Origin of the sequence: Kribbella sp. (assembly GCF_035687465.1) — a bacterium.
In the GTDB taxonomy this organism is placed as follows: Bacteria; Actinomycetota; Actinomycetes; order Propionibacteriales; family Kribbellaceae; genus Kribbella.
In genome coordinates, this window is sequence record NZ_DASRXP010000026.1 from 1 (window position 1) to 21,639 (window position 21,639).

21 protein-coding genes are annotated in these 21,639 nt (G+C 65.7%); 16 read left to right on the plus strand and 5 right to left on the minus strand.

The genetic code is table 11. From position 1 onward, the window contains the following. Nucleotides 1–527, minus strand: a 527-nt coding sequence (locus tag VFG33_RS01105; protein WP_325021362.1) for a LacI family DNA-binding transcriptional regulator, incomplete at its 3' end; no start/stop codon positions are given. Nucleotides 528–610: 83 nt separating this feature from the next. On the opposite strand from VFG33_RS01105, the gene VFG33_RS01110 reads away from it, so the two are divergent. The 9 genes from VFG33_RS01110 to VFG33_RS01150 all read left to right on the plus strand — a co-directional run bounded on the left by VFG33_RS01110 (nucleotide 611) and on the right by VFG33_RS01150 (nucleotide 12,638). After that, nucleotides 611–1,018, plus strand: a complete 408-nt coding sequence (locus VFG33_RS01110) for a hypothetical protein (RefSeq protein WP_325021364.1) — start codon at nucleotides 611–613, stop codon at nucleotides 1,016–1,018. Further along, nucleotides 960–4,358 (plus strand): alginate lyase family protein, encoded by a 3,399-nt coding sequence (locus VFG33_RS01115; RefSeq protein ID WP_325021366.1) that lies wholly within the window; start codon nucleotides 960–962, stop codon nucleotides 4,356–4,358. The genes VFG33_RS01110 and VFG33_RS01115 overlap by 59 nt, the downstream gene beginning before the upstream one ends. 226 nt (nucleotides 4,359–4,584) lie before the next feature. After that, complete coding sequence (locus VFG33_RS01120; protein ID WP_325021368.1) at nucleotides 4,585–5,598, plus strand: LacI family DNA-binding transcriptional regulator; 1,014 nt, start codon at nucleotides 4,585–4,587, stop codon at nucleotides 5,596–5,598. 140 nt (nucleotides 5,599–5,738) lie between these two features. After that, nucleotides 5,739–6,983 carry a polysaccharide pyruvyl transferase family protein gene (locus VFG33_RS01125; protein WP_325021370.1) on the plus strand — a complete coding sequence of 415 codons (1,245 nt, stop codon included), beginning with the start codon at nucleotides 5,739–5,741 and terminating at the stop codon, nucleotides 6,981–6,983. Beyond that, nucleotides 6,983–7,969 (plus strand): ABC transporter permease, encoded by a 987-nt coding sequence (locus tag VFG33_RS01130; RefSeq protein WP_325021372.1) that lies wholly within the window; start codon nucleotides 6,983–6,985, stop codon nucleotides 7,967–7,969. Before VFG33_RS01125 ends, VFG33_RS01130 begins: the two co-directional genes overlap by 1 nt. After that, complete coding sequence (locus VFG33_RS01135; RefSeq protein ID WP_325021374.1) at nucleotides 7,966–8,916, plus strand: carbohydrate ABC transporter permease; 951 nt, start codon at nucleotides 7,966–7,968, stop codon at nucleotides 8,914–8,916. The genes VFG33_RS01130 and VFG33_RS01135 overlap by 4 nt, the downstream gene beginning before the upstream one ends. A 37-nt stretch (nucleotides 8,917–8,953) precedes the next feature. After that, the gene (locus tag VFG33_RS01140; protein WP_325021376.1) at nucleotides 8,954–10,582 is read left to right on the plus strand and encodes an extracellular solute-binding protein; all 1,629 of its coding nucleotides are present in this window, start codon (nucleotides 8,954–8,956) and stop codon (nucleotides 10,580–10,582) included. Beyond that, entirely contained in the window at nucleotides 10,579–11,643 is a 1,065-nt protein-coding gene (locus VFG33_RS01145; RefSeq protein ID WP_325021378.1) for an alginate lyase family protein, read from the plus strand. The genes VFG33_RS01140 and VFG33_RS01145 overlap by 4 nt, the downstream gene beginning before the upstream one ends. Nucleotides 11,644–11,657: 14 nt before the next feature. Then, nucleotides 11,658–12,638 carry a heparin lyase I family protein gene (locus tag VFG33_RS01150; RefSeq protein ID WP_325021380.1) on the plus strand — a complete coding sequence of 327 codons (981 nt, stop codon included), beginning with the start codon at nucleotides 11,658–11,660 and terminating at the stop codon, nucleotides 12,636–12,638. 483 nt (nucleotides 12,639–13,121) lie between these two features. Here the strand turns inward: VFG33_RS01150 and VFG33_RS01155 are convergent, their stop codons facing one another. Further along, nucleotides 13,122–13,877 carry a class I SAM-dependent methyltransferase gene (locus tag VFG33_RS01155; protein WP_325021382.1) on the minus strand — a complete coding sequence of 252 codons (756 nt, stop codon included), beginning with the start codon at nucleotides 13,875–13,877 and terminating at the stop codon, nucleotides 13,122–13,124. Between the two features lie 610 nt (nucleotides 13,878–14,487). Here VFG33_RS01155 and VFG33_RS01160 point away from each other — a divergent pair. Continuing rightward, entirely contained in the window at nucleotides 14,488–15,135 is a 648-nt protein-coding gene (locus VFG33_RS01160; protein WP_325021384.1) for a VOC family protein, read from the plus strand. A 278-nt stretch (nucleotides 15,136–15,413) separates the two neighbouring features. Here VFG33_RS01160 and VFG33_RS01165 read toward each other — a convergent pair whose 3' ends face one another. Both VFG33_RS01165 and VFG33_RS01170 read right to left on the minus strand, forming a co-directional pair. Next, the gene (locus VFG33_RS01165) at nucleotides 15,414–16,436 is read right to left on the minus strand and encodes a phosphotransferase family protein (RefSeq protein WP_325021386.1); all 1,023 of its coding nucleotides are present in this window, start codon (nucleotides 16,434–16,436) and stop codon (nucleotides 15,414–15,416) included. A gap of 55 nt (nucleotides 16,437–16,491) precedes the next feature. Continuing rightward, nucleotides 16,492–16,920: a nuclear transport factor 2 family protein gene (locus VFG33_RS01170; RefSeq protein WP_325021388.1), complete on the minus strand. Its 429-nt coding sequence runs from the start codon at nucleotides 16,918–16,920 to the stop codon at nucleotides 16,492–16,494. A 102-nt stretch (nucleotides 16,921–17,022) separates the two neighbouring features. On the opposite strand from VFG33_RS01170, the gene VFG33_RS01175 reads away from it, so the two are divergent. The 3 genes from VFG33_RS01175 to VFG33_RS01185 all read left to right on the plus strand — a co-directional run bounded on the left by VFG33_RS01175 (nucleotide 17,023) and on the right by VFG33_RS01185 (nucleotide 19,394). After that, entirely contained in the window at nucleotides 17,023–17,607 is a 585-nt protein-coding gene (locus tag VFG33_RS01175) for a TetR/AcrR family transcriptional regulator (RefSeq protein WP_325021390.1), read from the plus strand. Next, nucleotides 17,607–18,509 carry a phosphotransferase family protein gene (locus VFG33_RS01180; protein WP_325021392.1) on the plus strand — a complete coding sequence of 301 codons (903 nt, stop codon included), beginning with the start codon at nucleotides 17,607–17,609 and terminating at the stop codon, nucleotides 18,507–18,509. The genes VFG33_RS01175 and VFG33_RS01180 overlap by 1 nt, the downstream gene beginning before the upstream one ends. A gap of 108 nt (nucleotides 18,510–18,617) precedes the next feature. Further along, nucleotides 18,618–19,394 carry a maleylpyruvate isomerase family mycothiol-dependent enzyme gene (locus VFG33_RS01185; protein ID WP_325021394.1) on the plus strand — a complete coding sequence of 259 codons (777 nt, stop codon included), beginning with the start codon at nucleotides 18,618–18,620 and terminating at the stop codon, nucleotides 19,392–19,394. A 2-nt stretch (nucleotides 19,395–19,396) separates the two neighbouring features. Here VFG33_RS01185 and VFG33_RS01190 read toward each other — a convergent pair whose 3' ends face one another. After that, nucleotides 19,397–20,041 (minus strand): GNAT family N-acetyltransferase, encoded by a 645-nt coding sequence (locus VFG33_RS01190; protein WP_325021396.1) that lies wholly within the window; start codon nucleotides 20,039–20,041, stop codon nucleotides 19,397–19,399. Between the two features lie 193 nt (nucleotides 20,042–20,234). On the opposite strand from VFG33_RS01190, the gene VFG33_RS01195 reads away from it, so the two are divergent. The 3 genes from VFG33_RS01195 to VFG33_RS01205 form a co-directional block, all read left to right on the plus strand. After that, nucleotides 20,235–20,921 (plus strand): Type 1 glutamine amidotransferase-like domain-containing protein, encoded by a 687-nt coding sequence (locus VFG33_RS01195; protein ID WP_325021398.1) that lies wholly within the window; start codon nucleotides 20,235–20,237, stop codon nucleotides 20,919–20,921. A gap of 177 nt (nucleotides 20,922–21,098) precedes the next feature. Then, nucleotides 21,099–21,422 (plus strand): YciI family protein, encoded by a 324-nt coding sequence (locus tag VFG33_RS01200; RefSeq protein WP_325021401.1) that lies wholly within the window; start codon nucleotides 21,099–21,101, stop codon nucleotides 21,420–21,422. After that, on the plus strand, nucleotides 21,419–21,639 hold a 221-nt coding region (locus VFG33_RS01205), incomplete at its 3' end, for a sigma factor (RefSeq protein ID WP_325021403.1). The genes VFG33_RS01200 and VFG33_RS01205, both read left to right, overlap by 4 nt.

Below are 21,639 nucleotides of genomic sequence, written 5' to 3' on the forward strand. Positions count from 1 at the left end.
TGGCGCAGGTTGAGCAGGAATCGGGTCGCGATCTCGCCCGCGCGGCAGTCGTCGATGCCGACCCAAGGATGGTCCTGGGCGTAGTCCAGGCTGAGGATCGGCTTGGGATGGGAGCGAAGCTCGGCCATCACGTTGTCGTCATACAGCCGGTCGTCCCGGATCAGGATGCCGTCGACGGTGCCGTGGCTGAGCAGCCGGGTGACGAACTGGCTGCCTGAGCGCATCGTCTCGGCGTCGCCGAGTAGGACTGTCCCGCCGTGCTCGGCCGCAGCCCCGTAGACGCCGCGCAGCAGGTCGGTGTAGACGGGATTGTCGAGCTTGTGGAGGATCAGCGCGATCATGCCGGTGCGGTTGAGCCGCAGGGACCGGGCCGCTTGGTTGGGCTGGTAGTCGAGGCTCCCCATTGCCTCGATGACCCGCGCACGGGTGGCCTCGCTCATCCGGGTGTGGGTCGTGCCGTTGATCACGGCCGACACCACCGCGACAGATACCCCCGCCGTGCGGGCGATGTCACGCTGTGTTGCCACGCTTGCACGCCTCCCTCGAACCGTTGACGTAACGTCGCAACCAAGTCTACGGTGAATTAACGATACGTCACCTAGGAGCACGCATGACATCGGCACGCCGCTTCGTGCTCCCGCCGAACTTTCTCGACGACGTCAGGGACCGGCTCGACGGCGCCGACTTCGTCTACCGCCGCGAATCGCTGACCCTCGCCACCTTGCGTGGCCAGAAGATCACCAGACCCGACGTCGCATTCGGGCCGGACGGCACGTTCGCGTTCGACCACACGGACATCGGCGCGGCGACCCGCCTGCTGGACAGTCCCGACCTGGAGTCGAAGGACCCAGCGAACACTCTACGTGTCATGAGGAGATGGGATGCAACGAAGACTTCTTCGGCGGAGCACTCGCCGCCGTGCCCGTGCGTGGGCTGCGACGACAGTCGCGGTGGCTCTGATGGCGACGGGTCTGTCGCCGGCCCGGGCCGCCACGACCGGCATGTCGGATCTCGGTGAGCTGCTCGACCTGACGCGTCCGGGGCTCGACCGCGTGGCGGCGGAGCTCGCCGCCGGCGACGAGGCTGGCGCCGCGACCGAGCTCAAGGTCTACTACGCGGGCCGCTCGGGTATCGAGTACCCGGGGGTGGGCGGGGGAGGAGGCGGCGACTCGACCGCCGACGAACTGGCGGCGGGGATCTTCCGGTTCGGCACCGAGACCCGTGACTTCTTCGACGACACCGCACAGCGGGTCGACGTGGACTGGGCGGACGCCTGGGGCGGGACGGAGACCACCCCAGGCAGCGCACAGGTTCTGATGAGTGACTTCACGTTCATGCCGACGCTGACGAGCGCCTATCTGAAGGAGAGCGACCCGCAGAAGCGTGCGGCGTATGCGTCGGCGTGGATGGACATCTCCCTGGACTTCTTCGCCGACAATCAGACCTGGCCACAGAACCGCAACCTGTCGGGCGGCAAGCGGCTGACCCAGCTCGTCAGCGCGTTCTCCGTGTTCCGGACGGAGCCGAGCATCGACGCGGATGACCTCGTGGCGTACCTGTCCGGGGTGCACGCGACGACGGATCTCCTCGCGACGGTGCTGCAGATCCATGTCGGAAACAACTGGTACGTCTCGATGGCCCGCGCGATCTACGTCACGGCGGTCTATCTGCCCGAGTTCTCGGCGTCGTTCGTCTGGGAGCCGTTCGCGGTGCGCTCGGTCGAGCGGTTCCTGCGCGCCTGGGTGAAGGGCGACGGCGTGTACCGCGAGCCGACGTTCAACTACCAGGCCTACGTGGCGGATCTGATCAACACGATGATCGAAGTTGCGGATGCCAACGGGCGAACCCTGCCCGACGGGATCGTTCAGTCGGCGGACTGGATCGCGGATGCGCTGTTCGCGACCCGTCAGCCGAATCTCGAGACCGCGCTCGTCGGTGATTCTCCGAACACGGACGCGGGTGAGAGCGCGAGTCGCAGGACCGGTGAGCGCAACTCCTGGTCCGACTTCACCTGGGTCGCCTCCGGGCGCACCGAGGGGACCGTCCCGACGCTGCCGTCCACGGTGTTTCCGATCAGCTATGCGGTCCAGCGGTCCGGGTGGGACGCCGATGCCCGGTACATGCTGATCAACAACCAGAACTCCAGCTATACGGCCTCGCATCGGCATCCCGACGACCTCAGCCTGGTGATGGCGGCGTACGGGCGGCCGCTGATCGTCGACCCCGGAGCGGGGGACTACAGCGCGACCCCGACGAACGACTGGATGCGCCGCACGACCGAGGCGCACAACACCGTCGAGGTCGACGGACAACCGCAGCCCGCCGGCCTGCCCCGCTCGACGTCGCTGTGGCGCTCGAACGCGGGCCTCGACATCTACCGCGGTACGACGCGGGCCTACCGGCCGATCGCGCACGATCGCGTCGTCTACTTCGTCAAGCCCGGCTTCTGGGTCGTCTCCGACGACCTCACGGGTGACGCCGGCGCGCACGACTACCGGCAGCTCTGGCACTTCCCCGGCGATCCGGTCACCGTCGACCCGAACACGAACGTCGCCACGGTCGGGTTCGACACGGTGCCCGGCGCCGCACCGGTTGCCGGCGTGCAGCTCGTCCCCGTGGCCCAGCACGGCGCCGATCTCACGTCGAGCGTCCACAAGAACGGCGCCGTGCGCGTGGGCGAGCAGGTTCTCACCGACGTCGACTACCTGTCGTACGACTGGTCCGCGACCGGCGCCACCGGAGTGGACACGGTCGTGGTTCCTGGCAAGGCCGGCGCCGCGCCCTCGGTGAAGGCGTCGCGCATCGATCTGCCCCAGGTGGATCACTCCGTAGCCAGCGCCATGGAAATCGACCTGCCGAAAGCGACCGGCCGCTTCTACCTGTCGCGCGAGGCGATTCCCTCGGCGAGGCAGTTCGGAGCTGCCGCGACCAACGCCGAGACCGCCTACCTCGAGCGTGCCGACAAGGGCGGCGGGCTGACCCGGTACGCGCTGACCCAGGGATCGTCGCTGGTCGACGACGGGCACACCGTCATCAAAGCCTCCGGAGTTGTGTCCGACGTCAATGTGGAACTGCAAGGGGCCACCGCCCAGATCTCGCTCGGGGATCCCTTCACCGGCACCCTTTCGATCAACGCGCCGAAGGCACGCGCGGTGAAGATCAACGGCACCCCGACCGCATTCACCCGCACCGGCAACCTCGTCACCGTCTCGGCCAAGGCAGCCTTCGCCCCGAAGCCGTTGCTCGACGAGGAGTTCACCGACGCGAGCCTGGACAGCACCGTCTACGACTTCAATGGCTCCCTTGACGGCTGGACGCCGGTGCAGGGCACCTGGACCCTGGGCGGCGCGCAGCCTGACACGCAGCTGTTGCAGACCTCGAGTACGGACACGCAGTCGTTGGCAGTGCAGCAGGACGTGCCGGATGACGTGGTCGTGACTGCCGACATCGTTCCGGGAACGCGAAACCAGACGACGGCAACGACCGGTCTCGCGTTCCGCTACCACGATTCCCGCAACTACTACCGGGCCGATGTCGTCAGTACGCCGGGCGTCGCGAAGCTGCAGCTCGTGAAGGTTTACAACGCGACGTCTACGCTTCTCGCGGAGACGTCGCTGCCCATCAACGCGGACAGCGCGCACACGCTGACCGTCTCCGCGGTCGGGAAGCATCTGATCGCGACGGTGGGCAACACGTCGATCTCCGCAGACGACACGCAGTTGCCGACCGGTGGTGCCGCCGCCTCCACACATGGCCGGGCCGCGGCCTTCGACAACATCACGATCAAGGAAGGGCTCGACCAGGCCACTTGGCGGGGTATCGCAGGAAAGGTGTCCGTCAGCTCGGGTCAGTTGAAGCTCGCGCCTACCGATGGCAGGGCGCACGTGCTGGCCGACTCGACGCTGCCGTCACGCTTCTCCGATACCTGTGACTATGCCGCGAAGGCCACGGTCACGATCAATGGATCCGTCGGCACCGCGGGCATCTCGCTGCGAGACACCTCGGACTCCTACGGGTACCGGATCCACCTCGGCAAGACGAGCAACAGAACGCAGTACGCCAGTATCGTCCGCGAGGCTCACGCGTCCGGTCCGGTCACGGTCGGCACGGTGTTCCTCAGCAACCCGTTGACAGGTCCCGTCGACCTTGGTGCGTCGGTGCACGGTGACCGCATCACCGTGACGTTGAACGGCGTTCGAATCCTGGAGGCTCGTGACACCGTTGTCCGCAACGGCGGCGTCGGGCTGTACTCATCCACGGAGAGCACGTTCGAGAACCTCACGGTCGCACGCTCCTGCGGGCGAAAGCCCGTCCGTCCAAGTGTTCCCGGTGCAGGCCGGGGCCCAGGTCCACAGTGAAGAACCTTTCCGGTTGAGCCGGTGGTGACGATGTGATCGCGTGAGGCCCCGGGAGAGCAGGCCAGATCTCCGGCAGAGATCTGGTTCGCTCCCAGGCCTCACCCCTGCTCGGTCACCGTGACGTCTGTCCGCGACCGAAGACGGTGCTCGCCGAGGCTCCGGTTTCCCTTCCTGAGCGTCGCCTCCGTTGATCGGCGTCAAGGGCGGGGGCGGTTACGCTGACGGCATGACCACGATCAAGGACGTTGCGAAGCGGGCCGGGGTGTCCACGGCCGTGGTTTCCGCAGTGATCTCCGGAGCTCGCGGCAACATCCGGATGAGCGAGGCGACCCGGCTGCGCGTCGAGCAGGCGATCCAGGACACGGGCTATCGCGTCAACCACGCCGCGAAGTCGCTGAGGCTGTCCCGATCGGGAGTGATCGCAGCGGTGGTGCCGAAGATCGCGAACCCGGTCTTCGAGCTGGCGATTCGTGGCATGCATTCGGCCGCCGAGGAACACGGAGACGTGCTGTTGCTGGCCGATGCATTGTGGATCGAGCCGGGCAGCCACCTGATGAGCCGGATCGTCGGCACGGGCATGGTCGACGGGGTGTTGTTGCGGTCCGCTCAGCAAGGGACCGAGACCGCTGAGGAACTCACCAAGCGGTCGATCCCGTACGTGATCCTGCAGAACCCGCGACCCGACGACTCCGTGTCGGTGTGGATCGACGACGCGGCCGGCATCAGTCTGGCCGCGACGCACCTGCTGGGTCTCGGGCACCGCCGCATCGCACTGGTCGGCGGCCCCCTCGTCCCGATCGCCAGTTGCGCCCGGGTCGACGGCTACCGCTCGGCGTTGCGGGCAGCGGGGGTGCGCTTCGACCGGTCGCTGATCAAGCAGGTCGGCTACGAACCGCCCGACCTGGCGGCCGCGACGCGCGAGTTCCTGGGCTCGGCCCGGCCGCCGTCCGCGCTGATCATCGACAACATCGTCGCGGCACCGGGAGCGATCGCGGCGGTCATCGATCTCGGCCTGCGGATTCCTGACGATCTTTCGATCGTCGTGTACCAGGATCTGCCCATCGCCGACGCCATGCGGCCGGCCCCGACCACGGTTCGGATGCCTGTGCAGCAAGCCGGAACGCGCGCCTACACGACACTGCGCCGGATGATCGACGGCCGCCGCGTCCAGTCGGCACTGGTGACGCGGCCTGCGCCGAAACTGATCGATCGAGGATCGACAGCACCGTACGCCGGCTGAGCGCCCACTGGCCGACAGATCACCGTCGGAGCACTCGGCAGATCTTGATTAACCGATGAATCACCGGCATGATGCTCGCCGTAGCCCCAAATCGACCGTAAGCCCACCACTGCCCGGGATGGGCTGGACAGGAATTCCTCATGGTTCACGTCGTTCTTGTCTCCGGCTGGCAAACCGTCAACATCGGCGACGTCGCCCACACGCCAGGCGCGCTCCGGGCCTTTCAGCGCTATGCACCGGAGGCGAAGCTGACGCTGTGGGCCCGCAGTATCGACGAGAACGTACGGAAGATGCTCAGCCGCTACTTCCCGGACGTCGACGTCGTCGAGGACCGGGTCGCGCCCGGCGAGCCGCTCAGCCCGGAGCTGGAACGGTTGTTTGCCGAAGGCGACCTTTTGGTCCACGGGTCGGGGCCATCGCTCGTTGCCCAGGTGGAGGTCGCCGAATGGCATCGGCGGACCGGAAAGCCGCATGGGATCTTCGGGGTGACAGTAGATCCGCTCCGGCCGTACGGATCGACGCTGGACCGGGCGGCGAGCATGGTCAGCGCGATCGACGGTGACCTGCTCACCGAGCTCCAGCGCGAGGTGCTCGACACGGCCGCGTTCGTCTACTGCCGCGACTCGTTGACCGAGCGGTTCCTGGCCGGCCAGGACCTCGGGGCGCCCACGATCGCGTTCGGTCCGGACGCCACCGTGATGTTCGACGTGGTCAACGACGAGGACGGCCAGGCGGTCCTCGCGGAGTACGAGTTGAAGCCCGGACGCTTCCTCTGCGTCGTACCGCGGCTGCGTTTCACGCCGTACCACCAGATCCGGAACTCCCCTCCCGCGGCCGAGGACGTTCGCCGGTCGGCCTACAACGCGGGCTACCTGAAGTCCGACCTGGACGTTCTGCGGCAGACCGTGATCGGCTGGGTGCGAGCCACTGGCGAGCCGGCGCTCGTCGTGCCGGAGATGAGCTACGCGATGGAAGTCGCCGAGGCCGAGTTCGCGGGGACCTTCCCTACCGACGTGGCCGGCCTGGTCCACATCCTGCCGAGGTTCTGGGACCTGACCGAGGCGGCCGCGGTCTACCGGCGGGCCGGCGCGGTCGTGAGCATGGAGTGCCACTCGCCTCTGATCGCGTTGGCGGAAGGCATTCCGTCGGTCTACCTGCGTCAGCCGACCGACACGATCAAGGGCCAGATGTACAACGATCTCGGACTGCCGTTCGTCGAGCTGGGACCTGGGGCCGAAGCTGCGGCCGGGCAACTCCTGCAGAAGATCGTCGACGACCGGCCGGCCGCGGCCGAAGTCGCGCGGCAGGCGCGGGATGGCGCGCAGGAGCGCGTCCGGGGGATGGTCGAGGCCGCCATCGCAGCGGTCGGCAGCAGGATCCACTGATGTCGTCGGGGATCAAGGTGCGGCCGGGGGCCGGCGCAGATCCCGGTGCGCCTGCCGCCCGCGAGACTCGCGTCCGCGGGCAGCTCGCGGCCCGATGGCACCGGGACCGGGTGCTGCTCGTGCTCGCAGTACCGGGCGTGATCGTCCTGGTTCTGTTCCACTACCTGCCACTGCTGGGCAACGTGATCGCCTTCCAGGACTACCAGCCGTTCCTCGGCATCAGCGGATCGGATTTCGTTGGCCTGAGCAACTTCTCGGTCATCTTCAACGGTGACCCGGAGTTCCTGAACGCGCTCGTCAACACACTGATCATCACGATGGTCCAGGTGCTGTTCGTGTTCCCGTTGCCGATCGCGCTGGCCCTGGTCCTCAACTCGATGCTGAACGAACGAGCCAAGCGGCTGACGCAGTCGATCCTCTACCTGCCGCACTTCCTGTCCTGGGTCATCGTCGTGGCGTTGTTCCAGCAGATGTTCGGCAACGGCGGAATGCTGAACGAGTGGCTGCGTTCCGCGGACCTGGGAACCTTCCAGATCATCGGCGTACCGGAGCTGTTCAAACTGCTGATCACGTCGCAGGTGATCTGGAAGGACACCGGATGGTCGACCATCATCTTCCTGGCCGCGCTCTCCAAGGTCGACCTGAACCTGTACGAGGCGGCGGCGATCGACCGGGCCGGCCCGCTTCGGCAGCTGTGGCACGTCACGCTGCCCGCGATCCGGCCCGTGATCGTGCTGCTGCTGATCCTGCGGCTGGGTGATTCGCTCACGGTCGGTTTCGAGCAGATCCTCCTGCAGCAGGGTCCGGTCGGCGCGCAGGCTTCCGAAGTGCTCGACACCTACGTCTACAACAACGGGATCATCGGCGGGAACTGGGGTGTCTCGGCCGCGGTCGGCCTGGTGAAGGGCATCGTCGGCGTGGTTCTCGTACTCGGGGCGAACCGGCTCGCCCACGCCATGGGGGAGCGGGGGGTGTACTCGAAATGACCGGACTACTGGAGACCACCGCTGAACGCCGGGCTCGGCGCAACCGTCAACCGGCGTCGGACGAGCGGCCTGCCTGGATGGGACGGCAACCGCGCTGGGCGACCGCGGCGCGCGGTGTACTGCTGACCGTCGCCTGCCTCGCGGTGATCGTCCCGTTCGTCGCTGTCGTGATGACGAGTCTGGCGCCGCAACGCGACATCAGCGCGCGCGGTGGACTTGTCCTCTTCACCAGCGAGCCGTCGCTCGCGGCGTACCGGGCCGTTCTGTCGGGAGGAGTGGTGACGCGGGCCCTCAGCGTGTCGGTCGTGGTCACCGCTGTGGGCACTGTCCTGTCGCTGGCCTGCACCATCATGCTCGCGTACGCCCTGTCGCGGCCGGGATCGCTGTTGCACAAGCCCATCCTGCTGATGACACTGTTTACCCTCTTGTTCAATCCGGGCATGATCCCGATGTACCTGACAGTCAAGCAACTCGGGCTGATCGACAACCTGGCGGCGTTGATCCTGCCGGTGGTGGTCAACGCCTTCAACGTGATCGTGATGCGGTCCTTCTTCCTCGAGGTGCCCAGTGAGCCGACCGAGTCGGCGAAGCTCGACGGGGCCGGCGAACTCCGGATCCTCACCTTCATCGTCCTGCCGCTCTCGAAGGCCGTCGTCGCGGTGGTCGGCCTGTTCTACGCGGTCGCCTACTGGAATGCGTTCTTCTCTGCCCTGCTCTACCTGCCGTCGCCGGAGAAGTGGCCGCTGCAGCTGGTCCTGCGAACGTTCGTCGTGAACCAGACGCCGCTCGGTACGGACGAGCTCTCGGCGTCGACCGAGTCGCTGCCACCCCAGGCATCGATCCAGATGGCGATTCTGGTCATGTCCGTCATCCCGATCCTGATCATCTACCCGTTCATCCAGAAGCACTTCAGCAAGGGACTTCTGATCGGTGCCGTCAAAGGCTGATCGACCGGACGCCCGCCATGAGGAGGGAACCGTAACCATGGATGCGCTTTCGCGCCGTACGTTGCTCAAGGGGCTGTCCGCGGCAGCCGTCGCCGGTGCCGCCGGATCAGCTCTCGGCTGCTCCGCCAAGACGACGACGGGAACCTCCGGCCGGATCGGAGCGGACATTCTCCCGACGTTCACCCAGGCCGGGAACGCCGCACCCGCGCTGAAGAGCGCAAGCCCGCTCGGCATGAGCGGGTACTTCGAGTATCCGCCGAATCCCGTCGCGGCGGTCGGTAAGCCCCCGCTGTCGGGTGGCCGGATCTCCGCCCTCACCTACACCTTCGACCCGGTGGCGCCCGGCAAGTCCGACAATCCGCTGTGGCAGGAGGTCGACAAGCGACTTGGTGGAAGGCTCGACATCACGTACGCGCCGGCGGCTGACTACGCCCAGCGGTTCGCGACGACCGTGGCCGGCGGGGATCTGCCCGACCTGGTGTCGATCTACGGTTCGGTGCAGCAGTTGCCCGCGTTGCTGAAGGCGAAGTTCACCGATCTGACCGAGTACTTGTCGGGCGATGCCGTCAAGGACTATCCGAACCTGGCGGGTCTGTCCACCGACTCGTGGCGCAAGACCGTGTACGGCAACGCCCTGTGGGGAGTACCGATCGCCCGGGTACCGATCCCGTCTGTCGCCTGGATCCGCGCAGACCTCGTCGCCGGTACCGGACTGCCCGCGCAGCCCAGGGACATCGCAGAGTTCAAGGCACTGCTGAAGGGGCTGACCAACGAGCGCAAGTCCCGCTGGGCCTGCGGCGATCCGGGCAGCACCCTGACCATGATCGCCGCTTCCCTGGGCATCCCCGGCAGCTGGATCGAGGACGGCGGGAAGTTCACCTCCAACATCGAGCTCGAGGAGTACGAGAAGGCGCTGGCCGACACCCGCGAGCTCGCCGACGCCGGCGTCTTCCATCCGGACGGCCTGGTGGCGTCCAACAACCAACGCAACGACTGGTTCACCAGCGGGACCACGCCGATCGTCTTCGGCGGGTACGCCGGCTGGAGCAAGTACGAGATGTGGGGAGCCGAGGTGCCGGGCTTCAAGCTCGGGTCTCTTCCGATGTTCGGCTACGACGCGGCGAGCAAGCCCGTACATCCTCGGGGGAGTGCGGCTCAGGCGTTCACCGCTGTGACCCAGGCCGAACCGGACCGGGTCCGCGAGGTGCTCCGGGTACTCGATTGGCTCGCCGCGCCGTTCGGATCTTCCGAGTACCTCCTGCGCAACTTCGGGATCGAGGGGCAGACGTTCAAGTTCGAGGGCAGCGACCCGATCGTGAACTCGCGCGGCCAGAATCTGCGGCTGGTGCCATTCGGGTACGTCTGCGGTCCGACCCTGGCCATCTACGACCCGGGCCGGCGCGATGTCGCCCAGGCCCGCTTCGACTACCAGGAAGCCGCGCTGCCGATTCTCGCCCCTGATCCGACCCAGGGCCTGTACTCCGAGACCGATGCGGCCAAAGGCCTGCAGCTGGGCAAGGACCTGACCGATGCGCGGAACGGCATCCTGGCTGGACGCGCACCCGTATCGAGCTGGAAGGCCGCCGTGACCAAGTGGCGCAACGGCGGCGGCGACAAGATCCGGGCCGAGTATCAACAGGCCTTCTCGGAGGCGGGACCCAAATGAGCCGTCAGCTGGTGACCCGAGCCGACGAGTTCCTGGCCGGGCGGCCGTATTCCATCCTCGACCGTGAGCCGTCGGACTGGGCCGGAGACGCCCACGACTACTACTCGGTCGGCAACTACTCCTGGCCGAATCCGGAGACAGCCGACGGTCTGCCGTACATCAGGATCGACGGCCGGCGGAACCCGGACGCGTTCAGCGATCGCTACGACAAACGGCGGCTCCGGCAGACGGTCGCGGCCGTCAACACCCTGGTGCAAGCCCACATCCGAACCGGCGAGGCACGCTACGCCGACGCCGCGGTGGCACGTCTCTACCGCTGGTTTCTGGACCCGGCGACCGCGATGCGCCCCCACTTCGCTCACGCTGCCGCGCTGCCCGGTCATCACGACGGCGCGGCGATCGGGCAGATCGAGGCAACGCTGCTGACCGACCTCGTGGATCACGTCGACCTGCTGGTGAAGGCCGGACGATTCACCGAACGTCTCCCGCGCCTGCAGCACTGGTTTGCCGAGCTGACCAATTGGATGCGGTCGAGCGAACTCGGCCGGCAGGAAGAACAGATGACCAACAACCACGGAGTCTGGTGGGACGCGCAGGTACTGCGCTATCTGCAGTTCGTCGATGACCGGACCGTGCTCACCAAGATCCTCGACCGGTTCGGCATCCGGCTGCGCCACATCGCTCCCGGCGGCGCGCTCCCGAAAGAACTGGCTCGTCCCGACTCGTTGCTCTACACCATCTACTGTCTACGAGCCTTCGCCGTCTGCTGCCGGGTCGCAGCTGCTGAAGGCCGCGACCTCTGGAACGCGCCCGCCGAACCCGGCTTCGGCAGTCTCCGCGACGCGTTCCATTTCTGGGCCGACCACGCCAACGACGACCGCCGATGGATCTGGGCCCGGCAGCCCTCAGACCTCGACCGAACCGCTCTCTGGCTCGCCGACGAAGCCGCCGCCGTCTACCAGACCCCGAGCCTCAAAGCGTTCGCGGAAACCCTGCGAAGGCAAGACCTACCCGCCCCCGAGATCCCGTCAACCGCAGCCATGGAACAGACCCCGATCTAAAAGGAGTGACACAGATGCAGATCCCAGCCCCTGGTCGACTTGCTCGACAGACGATGGCCCTCACCGTGGCGTTGACCCTAAGCGCCTCGGTGGGTGTCGCCGCCGTGACGAACCCACAACCCGCCAGTGCGGCGGCAGCCGCGGTCCCCAGCTACTCGGCGGGTATCGCCGGCCGGACCTGGACGATCGAGAACGCCGCTGCGTGCGGTCCGGGGATCGGCGACGGCGGCAACCTCAGGGAGGGCGGAGGCTTCTTTCAAGGCAAGTGTCAGGGAGCCGGGGAGGCACCCCAGATCACCGGGACCTCGGACGCGCGGGCTTTGACGTTCCGCACGGACAAGGACTTCAGGTACGAAGGCGCCATCGTTGAGGACCCCGCCAAGAACACCTGGAAGGATGCTGCCGGAAATACCCTCCGGGACCGCACGGAGCTGGCGACGGGGCGGGACCTGCCCTTCCACACCAACGTGTGGGTCGGGTTCGACATTCGCATTCCTGCCGGCGTCGCTGACGTGACGGGCAGCGGGGCGTACCTGCTGCAGCTGTGGCAGTGCACCGCGAACCCGATCGGCGGCGTGCGCATCCAGTCCGGCGCCGGCAACGGACACAATGTCCAGTTCGTCCGCCGAGGCGAGGACCCCGACACGAACTATGACATCGCAATGGCGACCAAGAGCGTTGGGGTCGACGAGTGGCATTCCTTCGTCATCAAGTACAACGTGGAGCCTTACCACGACGGCGCGCCCAGGGGAAGTATCGCGGTCTGGCACAAGAGAGTGGGAGCGACCACCGTCGAGGAGAAGCTCTTCGAGCGGGAGGAGTACTTCGGCTACGCGACGCGTTCCATTTGCCATGACGACTCGTTCGAGAACGACTTCAGGATCAAGTTCGGCATGTACAAGGACTACCAGCCGGGCGCTACGTTCCGTTCCGACTTCCGCAACGTGAGGATCGGCGCCAGCAAAGCGGAGGTGCAGCCCTACAGCCGCGGTTGACTCCCGCGCACGGGAGTTGCCGCTGATGCGGCAATTCCCGTGCTTCGTCTCCCACGAACTGGCAGGCACGGGAATTGATCAGCCGGGAGTAGCGCCCAGTTCGCGGCTGCGGATGCGGATGCTCCCGGTGATGCTCAATGATAGTTCTACTCCCGTTGGTTGATGTCCGATAATGGACATTATGTCAACCTGTAGGCCGCGTATTGCATCAGATGAATCCCGGCGGCTACGGCTGATCCACTACCCCGCGGGCAACGACGAAGCCGCAAGCAGTATTTAAAGGATTGAAAGACCGTTAAACACGCCCACCCCTTCGTTTGGGGCTTGTTGTCGAGATGCAATGAAGATTGACGGAATGCGCGGATAGGTAACCTTCGGCGTTTACGTCAACTTGTGAGCCGGTCGTCGCAGGGCACTCATGCCGAGAGTCGAGCGGTCATCACTGGCTGCGAATCCGTGCCGAGGCTCAGACGTAGCCGATGCTCATTCGCGCACTGCGACCACCTTGTATCCGCCCCCGTCGGGGTCGGAGGTGACGTCATCGGTCGTCAGCCCGACGGCCTGAAGTTGCGTGGTCAGTTCGTCGTACCGGAATGGCCAGATAGACAGGCGCTCGGAGCCGCTGATGACGGTCCCGTCCGGTTCGATCTGTGCAACGACGATCTGCAGGTGGTGTTCCTGCTCCCAGGTCGCTGCGATCTGCCACTGATACATGACGACTGCATCGCGGCCGTTGCGTCGTGTGAGTCGGTCCCACACGTCGATCCGTGAGCCGCCGTCTCGGATGCGTTCCCACGTGCGTGATGTGAGCACCAGTCGGCCGTCGGGGTTGAGTAGCCGTGCCATGGAGGCCAGCGCGGACAACCGACCGGATGCTCCTTCGGCATGACCTAAAGAGTTGCCCACGCAGAACACAACGTCGAATGTCGAGGCATCGAGGTGGTCGGGCAGTTCGTCCCACGTAGCCTCGAACGTGTTGAGCGAAACGCCCTCCTGATCAGCTAATTCTTGCGTTCGGCGGACCATTCCGGGGCTGGCGTCTGATGCAACGACGTCGAGGCCAAGGGCAGCGAGGCCAACTGCGAGCTGGCCGGTTCCACATGCGCAGTCGAGTACGCGCGCCCCGGGCGGAAGGGACTTCACGAGGTCACTGACAGCGCCGACTGCGCCGTCCGGCGTCAACTTGTGGTCCGGAATCAGCCATTCGTATACGTCGGTAAGTGCCCTGTAGCCAGCCATCGCGATTACCTCTGCCCATAGGTGTTGGTGTCAAGAGTTAAACACCCGCGCCGCCCCACGACTACCAGGTTTTCTCAGTTTGACGAACGCCGCCGACCGAGCCGACTTCGTCAAAGTAGCCAGCGGGACCGCCGTCAATGTTTCCTGCATCTCGACAGGGGGCTGTTGTTGGGGCGGACCGGCACAGTCGCGGCGTGTGCTGTCACATCGTTTCAGGAGACTCGATGCCGAGCAGGTCGAGTCCGGTGACCAGAGCGTGCATCGACAGGGCACACAACGCGAGCCGGGACGGAGGTAGGTGCACAACCGATGCGGCTCCAGTTCGCTGCCGACCTCGGACACCACCTCGCCGAAGCTCAGCAGCTTCAGAGCGAGCGCCCGCTCACCTCACCTGTCGCCGCCTCATCTGGGCTCGGAATACGCCCGGACTTGATACGCAGGTTGTCCAATACCTGCCATACGGGCTCCAATCCTGGCGCAGGTCACGATGTCCCGTTGACATGGTCCAGGGCTGCCGTTGATGATGGGTTCGATGCAGTAGGGAGCATCGGCCGACCGCCGAAGGGCTACGCCCACCTATGTTCCGTAACCAGAACAATTAGGTGCACCGGTGTCGAATCTCGAGAATCTCCGCAAGCAAGCGAAGCTGTATGTGCGCTGGCATCGTGAGGGCTACTACCCCGTGGCCGCTCAAATCCGGGCCACGTTGCCGCGTTTCGAGCACCTGACCGATCGTGAGGTGCTCGAGGAGTCGTTCAAGCTGAGCGACGCCCAGGAGCTCGTCGCGCACCAGCACGGATTCGAGAGTTGGCCGGCGCTCAGGACAGGAGTGCACGTGACGACCGACAACAACACATTTACGGCCCCAGCTGGTGAGCTGGGAGCGGTTGAGGCCCAGCTATTCGTCGCCGACCTCGACGTGGCATGCGAGTTCTATGTTGCGAAGCTGGGCTTCGCAGTCGCCTTCACCTATGGGGAGCCGGCGTTTTACGGCCAAGTCAGACGCGACCGGGTAAGGCTGAACCTGAGACACGTCGACGAGGCTGTGTTCGTCGGCGACATCCGTGAGCGTGAGCATCTGCTGTCGGCCTCGATCAGCCTCGGCAGCAGCGCCGAGACACGTCAGCTATACCTTGAGTACCAAACAGCTGGCGCGGATTTTCACCAGGCGCTGCGCCAAGAACCATGGGGTGCGCGGACCTTCATCATCCGAGACCCGGACGGCAACCTCCTCCTGTTCGCCGGACCCTCGGCGTGATCGGCCGGTCGGTGCAGTTCCCGGTGACCGCGTACTGGTCCCCGACCGACGCGCCCTAGCCCGATCGTCCCGGTAATGGTTCCGCTTACGGTGTGCCGGAGGTGGCGGCGGTTCGGATTCTGAGGCGTGCGGTCATGTCGAGCTTCACTTCCACTCGTAGAACCCGAGATCACCAGCGGCGACGCCGAGCTGGCGCGCCACGAACGCTACAACGTCCCTCGATTGGGGCTGGTGACAGCACCGTTACCAACACCCCGTGTAGGCGCGAAGACGACGACCTACCAGACGAGTCCCTCTAGATGGTTATGGCCGGAAAGCAGGCGAGCGATGCGGTGCTGTGCCGCTTCGCGTAGGTCAGGCTGGGGGTGGTGTGCGTACAGCGCGAGCTCCCCGTACATGTCATAGAAGTTCAACCGCTCGCGCAGATGCTCGCGCTCGAACAGCTCCGGATACGCGCCGTGCAGCCATCCGGGGACCTCTGTGAGTGTGGTCTCGTCGAGCCCTCGTCCGTCGGGTGCGGGTGGGTACTCTCGCGCCTTCGCGCACCAGCGCAGGATGGTATCGAGCTCGACATCCGCTGGCTGAGCCAACGCCTCCGCGAAGTCGATAAGACCGGCGACGCGTCCTTGGTCGACGATCACGTTGGATCCATGTAAATCACCATGGACGAGGACGGGTTCGTCGGCGGCGAACAACACCAGCCGCTCCTGGATCCAATCGACGACGTCCGCGAGCAGGCGGGAGTCATTACCGGGCAGTCGCCGGGCAGCCTCGACCTGCTGGAGCGCCGCACTCACCACGGGTGGGTGGAACGCAGCCCACGGCTTCCCGGCGAGCGCGTCGGCCAGCCAGGGCGGCAGCAGGCCCGCCGGGACAGGAACCCGGTGCAGGGCGCGCAACGCAGCGCCGAGGCTCTCGATGATTGCTTGGCGCGTGTGCGAGTCCGCCGCCGGCCACGCTTCGTGCATGGTTCGGCCGGGCAAGCGTTCGGAGAGGTACCACGGCCCGTCCGGGCCGTCGCCGTGGGCGAGGTGCCGGGCGTGTGGGACCTCGCTGCCGGCGAGCAGGTTGACGACTGTAGCCTCGTGGCGATACGCGTCGCGGAACTGTCCGTTGCTCAGTCGTACGACGTATTCGTCGCCGACCCACACGCGGCTAACCCAGCCGGCCTTAGGAAGAAAGCGCCCGGTTGCTGGCAGACCAGCGGCCGCCAGCGTTCTCAGCAGCGCCGGATCGGTAGCCGGCACGTCGACGAACGGTGTTGATTGGGTGATCGCGGTGCTCCTCAGAACGGCTGACAAGGCATCAACGTATCGACCTCAACCGCACAGAACGATCGAATTTCCTGGCCAACGCTCATCGCTCCCCTGCCCCTATTGCTGCTTCGGCCGCGATGATGTTGACGTAGTCGCGCAAGTGGGTGACCTGGCCGTTGCGAGAGGTCAGAACCATGATGTTGGGAAGCGTGACCTCGCCAGTGGATCCGCTTGTCCCCAGTGCTTCTTGCTCCACGACGATCGTTTCGGGATCAGTGGTGGCGTGGACTGCAAAGGTGCGGTAGCTGTCGTATCTCAGCGGGTATGCGCTCCACACCTCGGTGATCCAGTCCATGATCTCGTCCCGGCCCTCCAGCCGAGAGGGCAAGCCTGGGCGCGTGAACGGGAACTCATGAACCGCGTCGACTGAATACAGTTGGCGCATCTCTTCGGCGGACTGGTTGACAGTGGCTTCGCGAAGGCGTTCAAGAACCTCTCGCGGACCAATTTCTTGGTCGTACTGCGTCATTTCACCCTCCGTGCCTCCGGGCTCATTTGTAAAGTGAGACATAGTCCGGTTAGCTGGGGACCGTACCGGACCATGTCCCCGGTTAGCAAGGTGCGTGATCGCATGGCAAGCGGCAATGCAAAGGCGGACACCAGGCGTCCGAAGCGCGCAGATGCCCAACGCAACTACGACCTCCTGGTCGCCCAGGCGCGGATCGCGTTCGCTGAGAGTGGCGCGGATGCCTCCCTCGCCGACATCGCTCGGCGAGTGGGCGTGGCCAGCGGAACGCTCTATCGGCATTTCCCGACTCGGCTGGACCTTATTGAGGCAGTGCTCGCTGAGCAGATAGCCGAGTTGGTCACGCTTGGCCGGAGCCTACTCACCACGGACGACGAACTCGACGCGTTGTTTACCTGGCTGCGTGCCGCGCTCGCGCATGGCCTCACCTATCGCGGGCTGTCGGCTGTCGTTATGAACTCGGCGCTCGACCACAAGAACAGTCCGGTATCGACTTGGCATGCGGAGATGTTCGAGGTTGGCTCCGCCTTACTGTCACGCGCGCAACAGACAGGCCGAGTCATCGCCGATGCGAACCCAGCGGACCTACTGAAGATGCTTGGCGCAATCGCCTGGGCAGCCCAGGACGCACCCGACAGCACAGCCCAAGCCGACCGACTGCTCATACTCTTGATGAACGGACTTGCGTGATGGTGACAACTCCTCGCCCGATCATCGACTCGGTGGTGCGGTCAGTCTGCGGCCGCGACGTCGAGTGTCTTGTTCCTCTCGCCGGTGGAGGGATGAATGAGACGTTCCGCGTTGAGCTTGTCAGCGATGTCGCTGTGGTCGTCCGGATCGCGCGTCAGCAGGTGCCGTGGTTCATCGACGAGGCGCACCTGATGGCGCAGGCGCGTGCCGTAGGCGTGCCGACAGCAGAGGTGCTCGGCCTCGAGCACCTGGATCACAACGGCGAACTGCTGTCCTTCTCGATCCAGCAGTTCCTGCCGGGCCGTTCGCTCGAGGAGCTCATCGGCGAACTGTCTACCTCTGATCTCGAGCGGTTGGTCACGGATGCCGGTGAGATTTTGGCCCGGGTGCACAGCGTGGTCCCGGACGACCAGCGAGGCATCCGGCACGAACTGAGGTTGCCCGAAGAGGGCGAAATCACCCGGGTCGCACGCATCGCCAGGGAGGTGCTAAGCCCGGCGGCAGCCGCGGTCGTCGAGCGCGGTGCTGACTTCCTGCGCCAAGAGGTGACGACCCGTGCGGCTCCCCCGTTCTCGCTCGCCCATGGCGACTTCTGCCCGAAGAACCTCCTGATCCACGACGGGACGGTCGTCGGCATCATCGACTGGGAGTTCGCCGGCCCTGCGTCGCCGGCCTACGACTTTGCCCAATGGGAGGTGGATGCCGGCGACCCCTTGCATGACCGACTGGACCTGGTACGCCGCGGGTACGCGCGGGTCGCTGGTCCCGAGTCGGCCGATGCCGGCTGGACGCCAGCCTTCGCCATCGACTGGGCACTCGAGAAGCTCGGCTGGAAGAACCCCGCTTCACCGGCCCAGTTCCGCCGCTGCGTGGACGTGATTGCCCGCTACACCGCCCCTTGACCAACGCGCGCACCATTCCCTCTGCACCAGTCGTTCGACCGATGCGGGTTGATCCTGGGCTATGACATGTTTTCAGCAGGCATCGGTGGAGCACTTGGAGGTGCAGCGATGTACACGTCCGCGTATTTGAACGCTGTTGTCGAACAGACGAACACGTTCGCCGATTGGGTGCACGGCAAGGATGCGGCGGCCCCGGTGCCGACCTGTCCGAAATGGGCGCTGGCCGAACTTGTCGACCATGTCGGCGCGACCCAGCGGATGGTGGCAATGCTCGTAGGTGAGCGGATGAGCGAGCCGAGCAAGGCGTTCGCCGGCTACGTTCCGGCCCCGACCGATTCGGCCCAGTGGCGCGCCTGGCTGACCGACGGCGCGGCCGACGCGAAGCAGGCGTTCGATTCGGTCGCCGAAGATACGCCGGTGTGGGATCCGTCCGGCGCTGCCGCGGGCGTGCCGTTCTGGTCACGTCGGCTGTTCGGCGAGGCATGCGTGCATCGTGCGGACGCGGCTGCGGCGGTCGGCACGCGGTACGAGCTGGCGCCGGAGCTTGCCGTTGGGGCCATCGAGGACTGGCTGGACACGATGACTTCCCGCGGCTACTGGGAGAACAGGCCGGACTTCGCCGATGCGATGCGCGGCAGCGGCCAGACCCTGCATTTCCACGCAACCGACGCGCCCGGCGAGTGGCTGGTACGCCGGGAGCCGGACATGGTCGTCTTGGAACGCGCCCACACCAAGGCGGACGTCGCCGTACGCGGCCCAGCCGCCGAACTGCTCCTCGTGCTCAGCCGGCGTCGCCCGCTGGATGCTGCTCCTACGCTGGAGGTGCTGGGCGATCGGGCACTGTTCGTCAACTGGATCGAGCACATGGACTGGGTCACCGACTGACGTCAGGACAGGGGCAGGAGGGCGTGACAGGCCTCGATGTTGTGGAGCTGGATGTCGTCCCTGCGGCGCTGTTCCCAGTCGTCCCGGGTGAGTCGCCACCGGTTGAGCAGGGCGGGTTCGCCTTGCCTCGTTGCCCAGTCGGACCCGTTGGGCTGGTAGCCGAGACCTCGCGAGATCGCGTTGGAGCCGTGATTGTCCACGAAGGCGTCGCTGCCTGCTTCCTTCGCCCCGAGGCCGTCGAACGCCAGGTGCAGGATCGCTGCCCGCATCTCGTGCCCGAGGCCCTGGCCACGCTGATCGACTGACAGCCAGGAGAACGTCGTCACCGTGCCGAGAGTGGAGAAGTTCACTCCTGTCAGTGTCTGCTCCCCCACGGGCTGGCCGTCGACCATGACCACGAGGTAGAGCCGCCAGGCATCAGGCTCGACCGTGCCGCGGCGCCGCCAGATCGCCCGAAGCCACTTGGCGACCCGCAGGTCAGGATCGGTCTCGTAGAACGACATCGGGTCGTCGTACGGTGCCGGCTCGGCATGGGTCTTGCCCGCGCGCACGACCTCCGCGAGCTGATCCAGCAGTTCGTCGGTGGCGCTGCGCAACTCGAGTGTCGGCGTGCTGACGCGCACATCAAGGAGCGGATAGTTCTTCATGTACGGTCACTCAGCTCTCACAGTTGCGGGTGAAGCGGTCAGACGATGAAGGATCCAACCCCATCAGACAGCAACAATGCACGCGATTTTCTGCGTGACGCGCCGCCCTCATGAGTCGCAGGCTCGACGCCACTACTCCCCCGGGCGCGCTACGCTGACCGACGGATCCGTGGACCCTGGACGGAAGGTCTTCATGAAGCTTCTTCTCACTTCCTCAGGTATCAGTAACCAGAGCATCTCCGACGCGCTCGTCGACCTGCTGGGCAAGCCGATCGCCGAGTCCAGCGCCCTCTTCATTCCCACCGGTCTCTACCCCTTTCCCGGCGGTGCCGGCCTAGCGTGGCGGGCGATCTCCGGAAGGGCTCCGAGCCCGTTGTGCGGGCTGGGTTGGAAGTCCTTGGGCGTGCTGGAGCTCACCGCGCTGCCGACCATCCGAGAAGAGAACTGGATCCCCATGGTCCAGGAAACCGACGCTCTGCTCGTTGGGGGCGGCGATGTGCTGTACCTGACCCACTGGATGCGGCAGTCGGGCCTGGCAGAGCTCTTGCCGTCGCTGAGCGAGTCGGTGTACGTCGGAGTGAGCGCGGGAAGCATCGTGCTGACCCCTTACAACTGTGATGCGGAGTTCGACCTGGAGTTCGTGCCCACCGGCAGCGATATGGCGGTGGGAGGCGACAGGGCGCTGGGACTGGTGGATTTCACGTTGTATCCGCACCTCGATCGCGAGGAGATGCCGGACACTTCGATGGCCAACATAGAGAAGTGGGCGTCCGGGATCCCGGCCCCGACGTACGCGATAGACGATGAGACGGCCATCAAAGTGATCGACGGCACCGTCGAGGTCGTCTCCGAAGGAAACTGGAAGCTCTTCAACCCCTGACACAGATTCGTGGGCGAAATAGAAGGTTGGTTCGCTTCATGGCTTCCTCGCGTGAAACCGAGAGTCTGACCTTTCCTTGAGGAAGTCTGGGGGTGGTGTCGGATTGGGGTGGGTGTGTTCGTGGGAGGGGTGAGTGGCGCCGACGAGGGCGTCCCGGAGTGCGGGAGATGAGCTGAGATGCAGTATCTGGTTTCTGTGATCGATGACAAGGAAAATCCCGGCAGCACCGATGAGCAGCCTGCCATCAGCGTGTTCAACGAGCGGCTGATCGCCGAGGGCTACTGGGTCTTCGCCGGTGGACTCGCGGACACCAGCGCGGCCACCGTCATCGACAACCGAGGCGATGCGGCGGTCTTCACCGACGGGCCTTTCGTGGAGTCGAAGGAGTACCTCGCCGGTGTCTGGGTGTGGGAGGTCCCCGACCTGGACGTGGCGCTCAAGCTCGCTACCGAGGCGTCGAAGGTCTGCAAGCGGAAGATCGAGGTCCGGCCGTTCCAGTGAGTGACGTGGAAGAGACGATCACCCGGACGCACCACGAGGAGTGGGCGCGGGTGGTCGCCACCCTGACCAGGCGGTTCGGTGATCTCGACATTGCCGAGGAAGCGACGGCTGAGGCGTTCGCGATCGCCGTCGAGCGTTGGCCGGCCGACGGCGTACCCCCGAACCCCGGCGGCTGGCTGACCACGACCGCCAACCGCAAGGCCATCGACCGGATCCG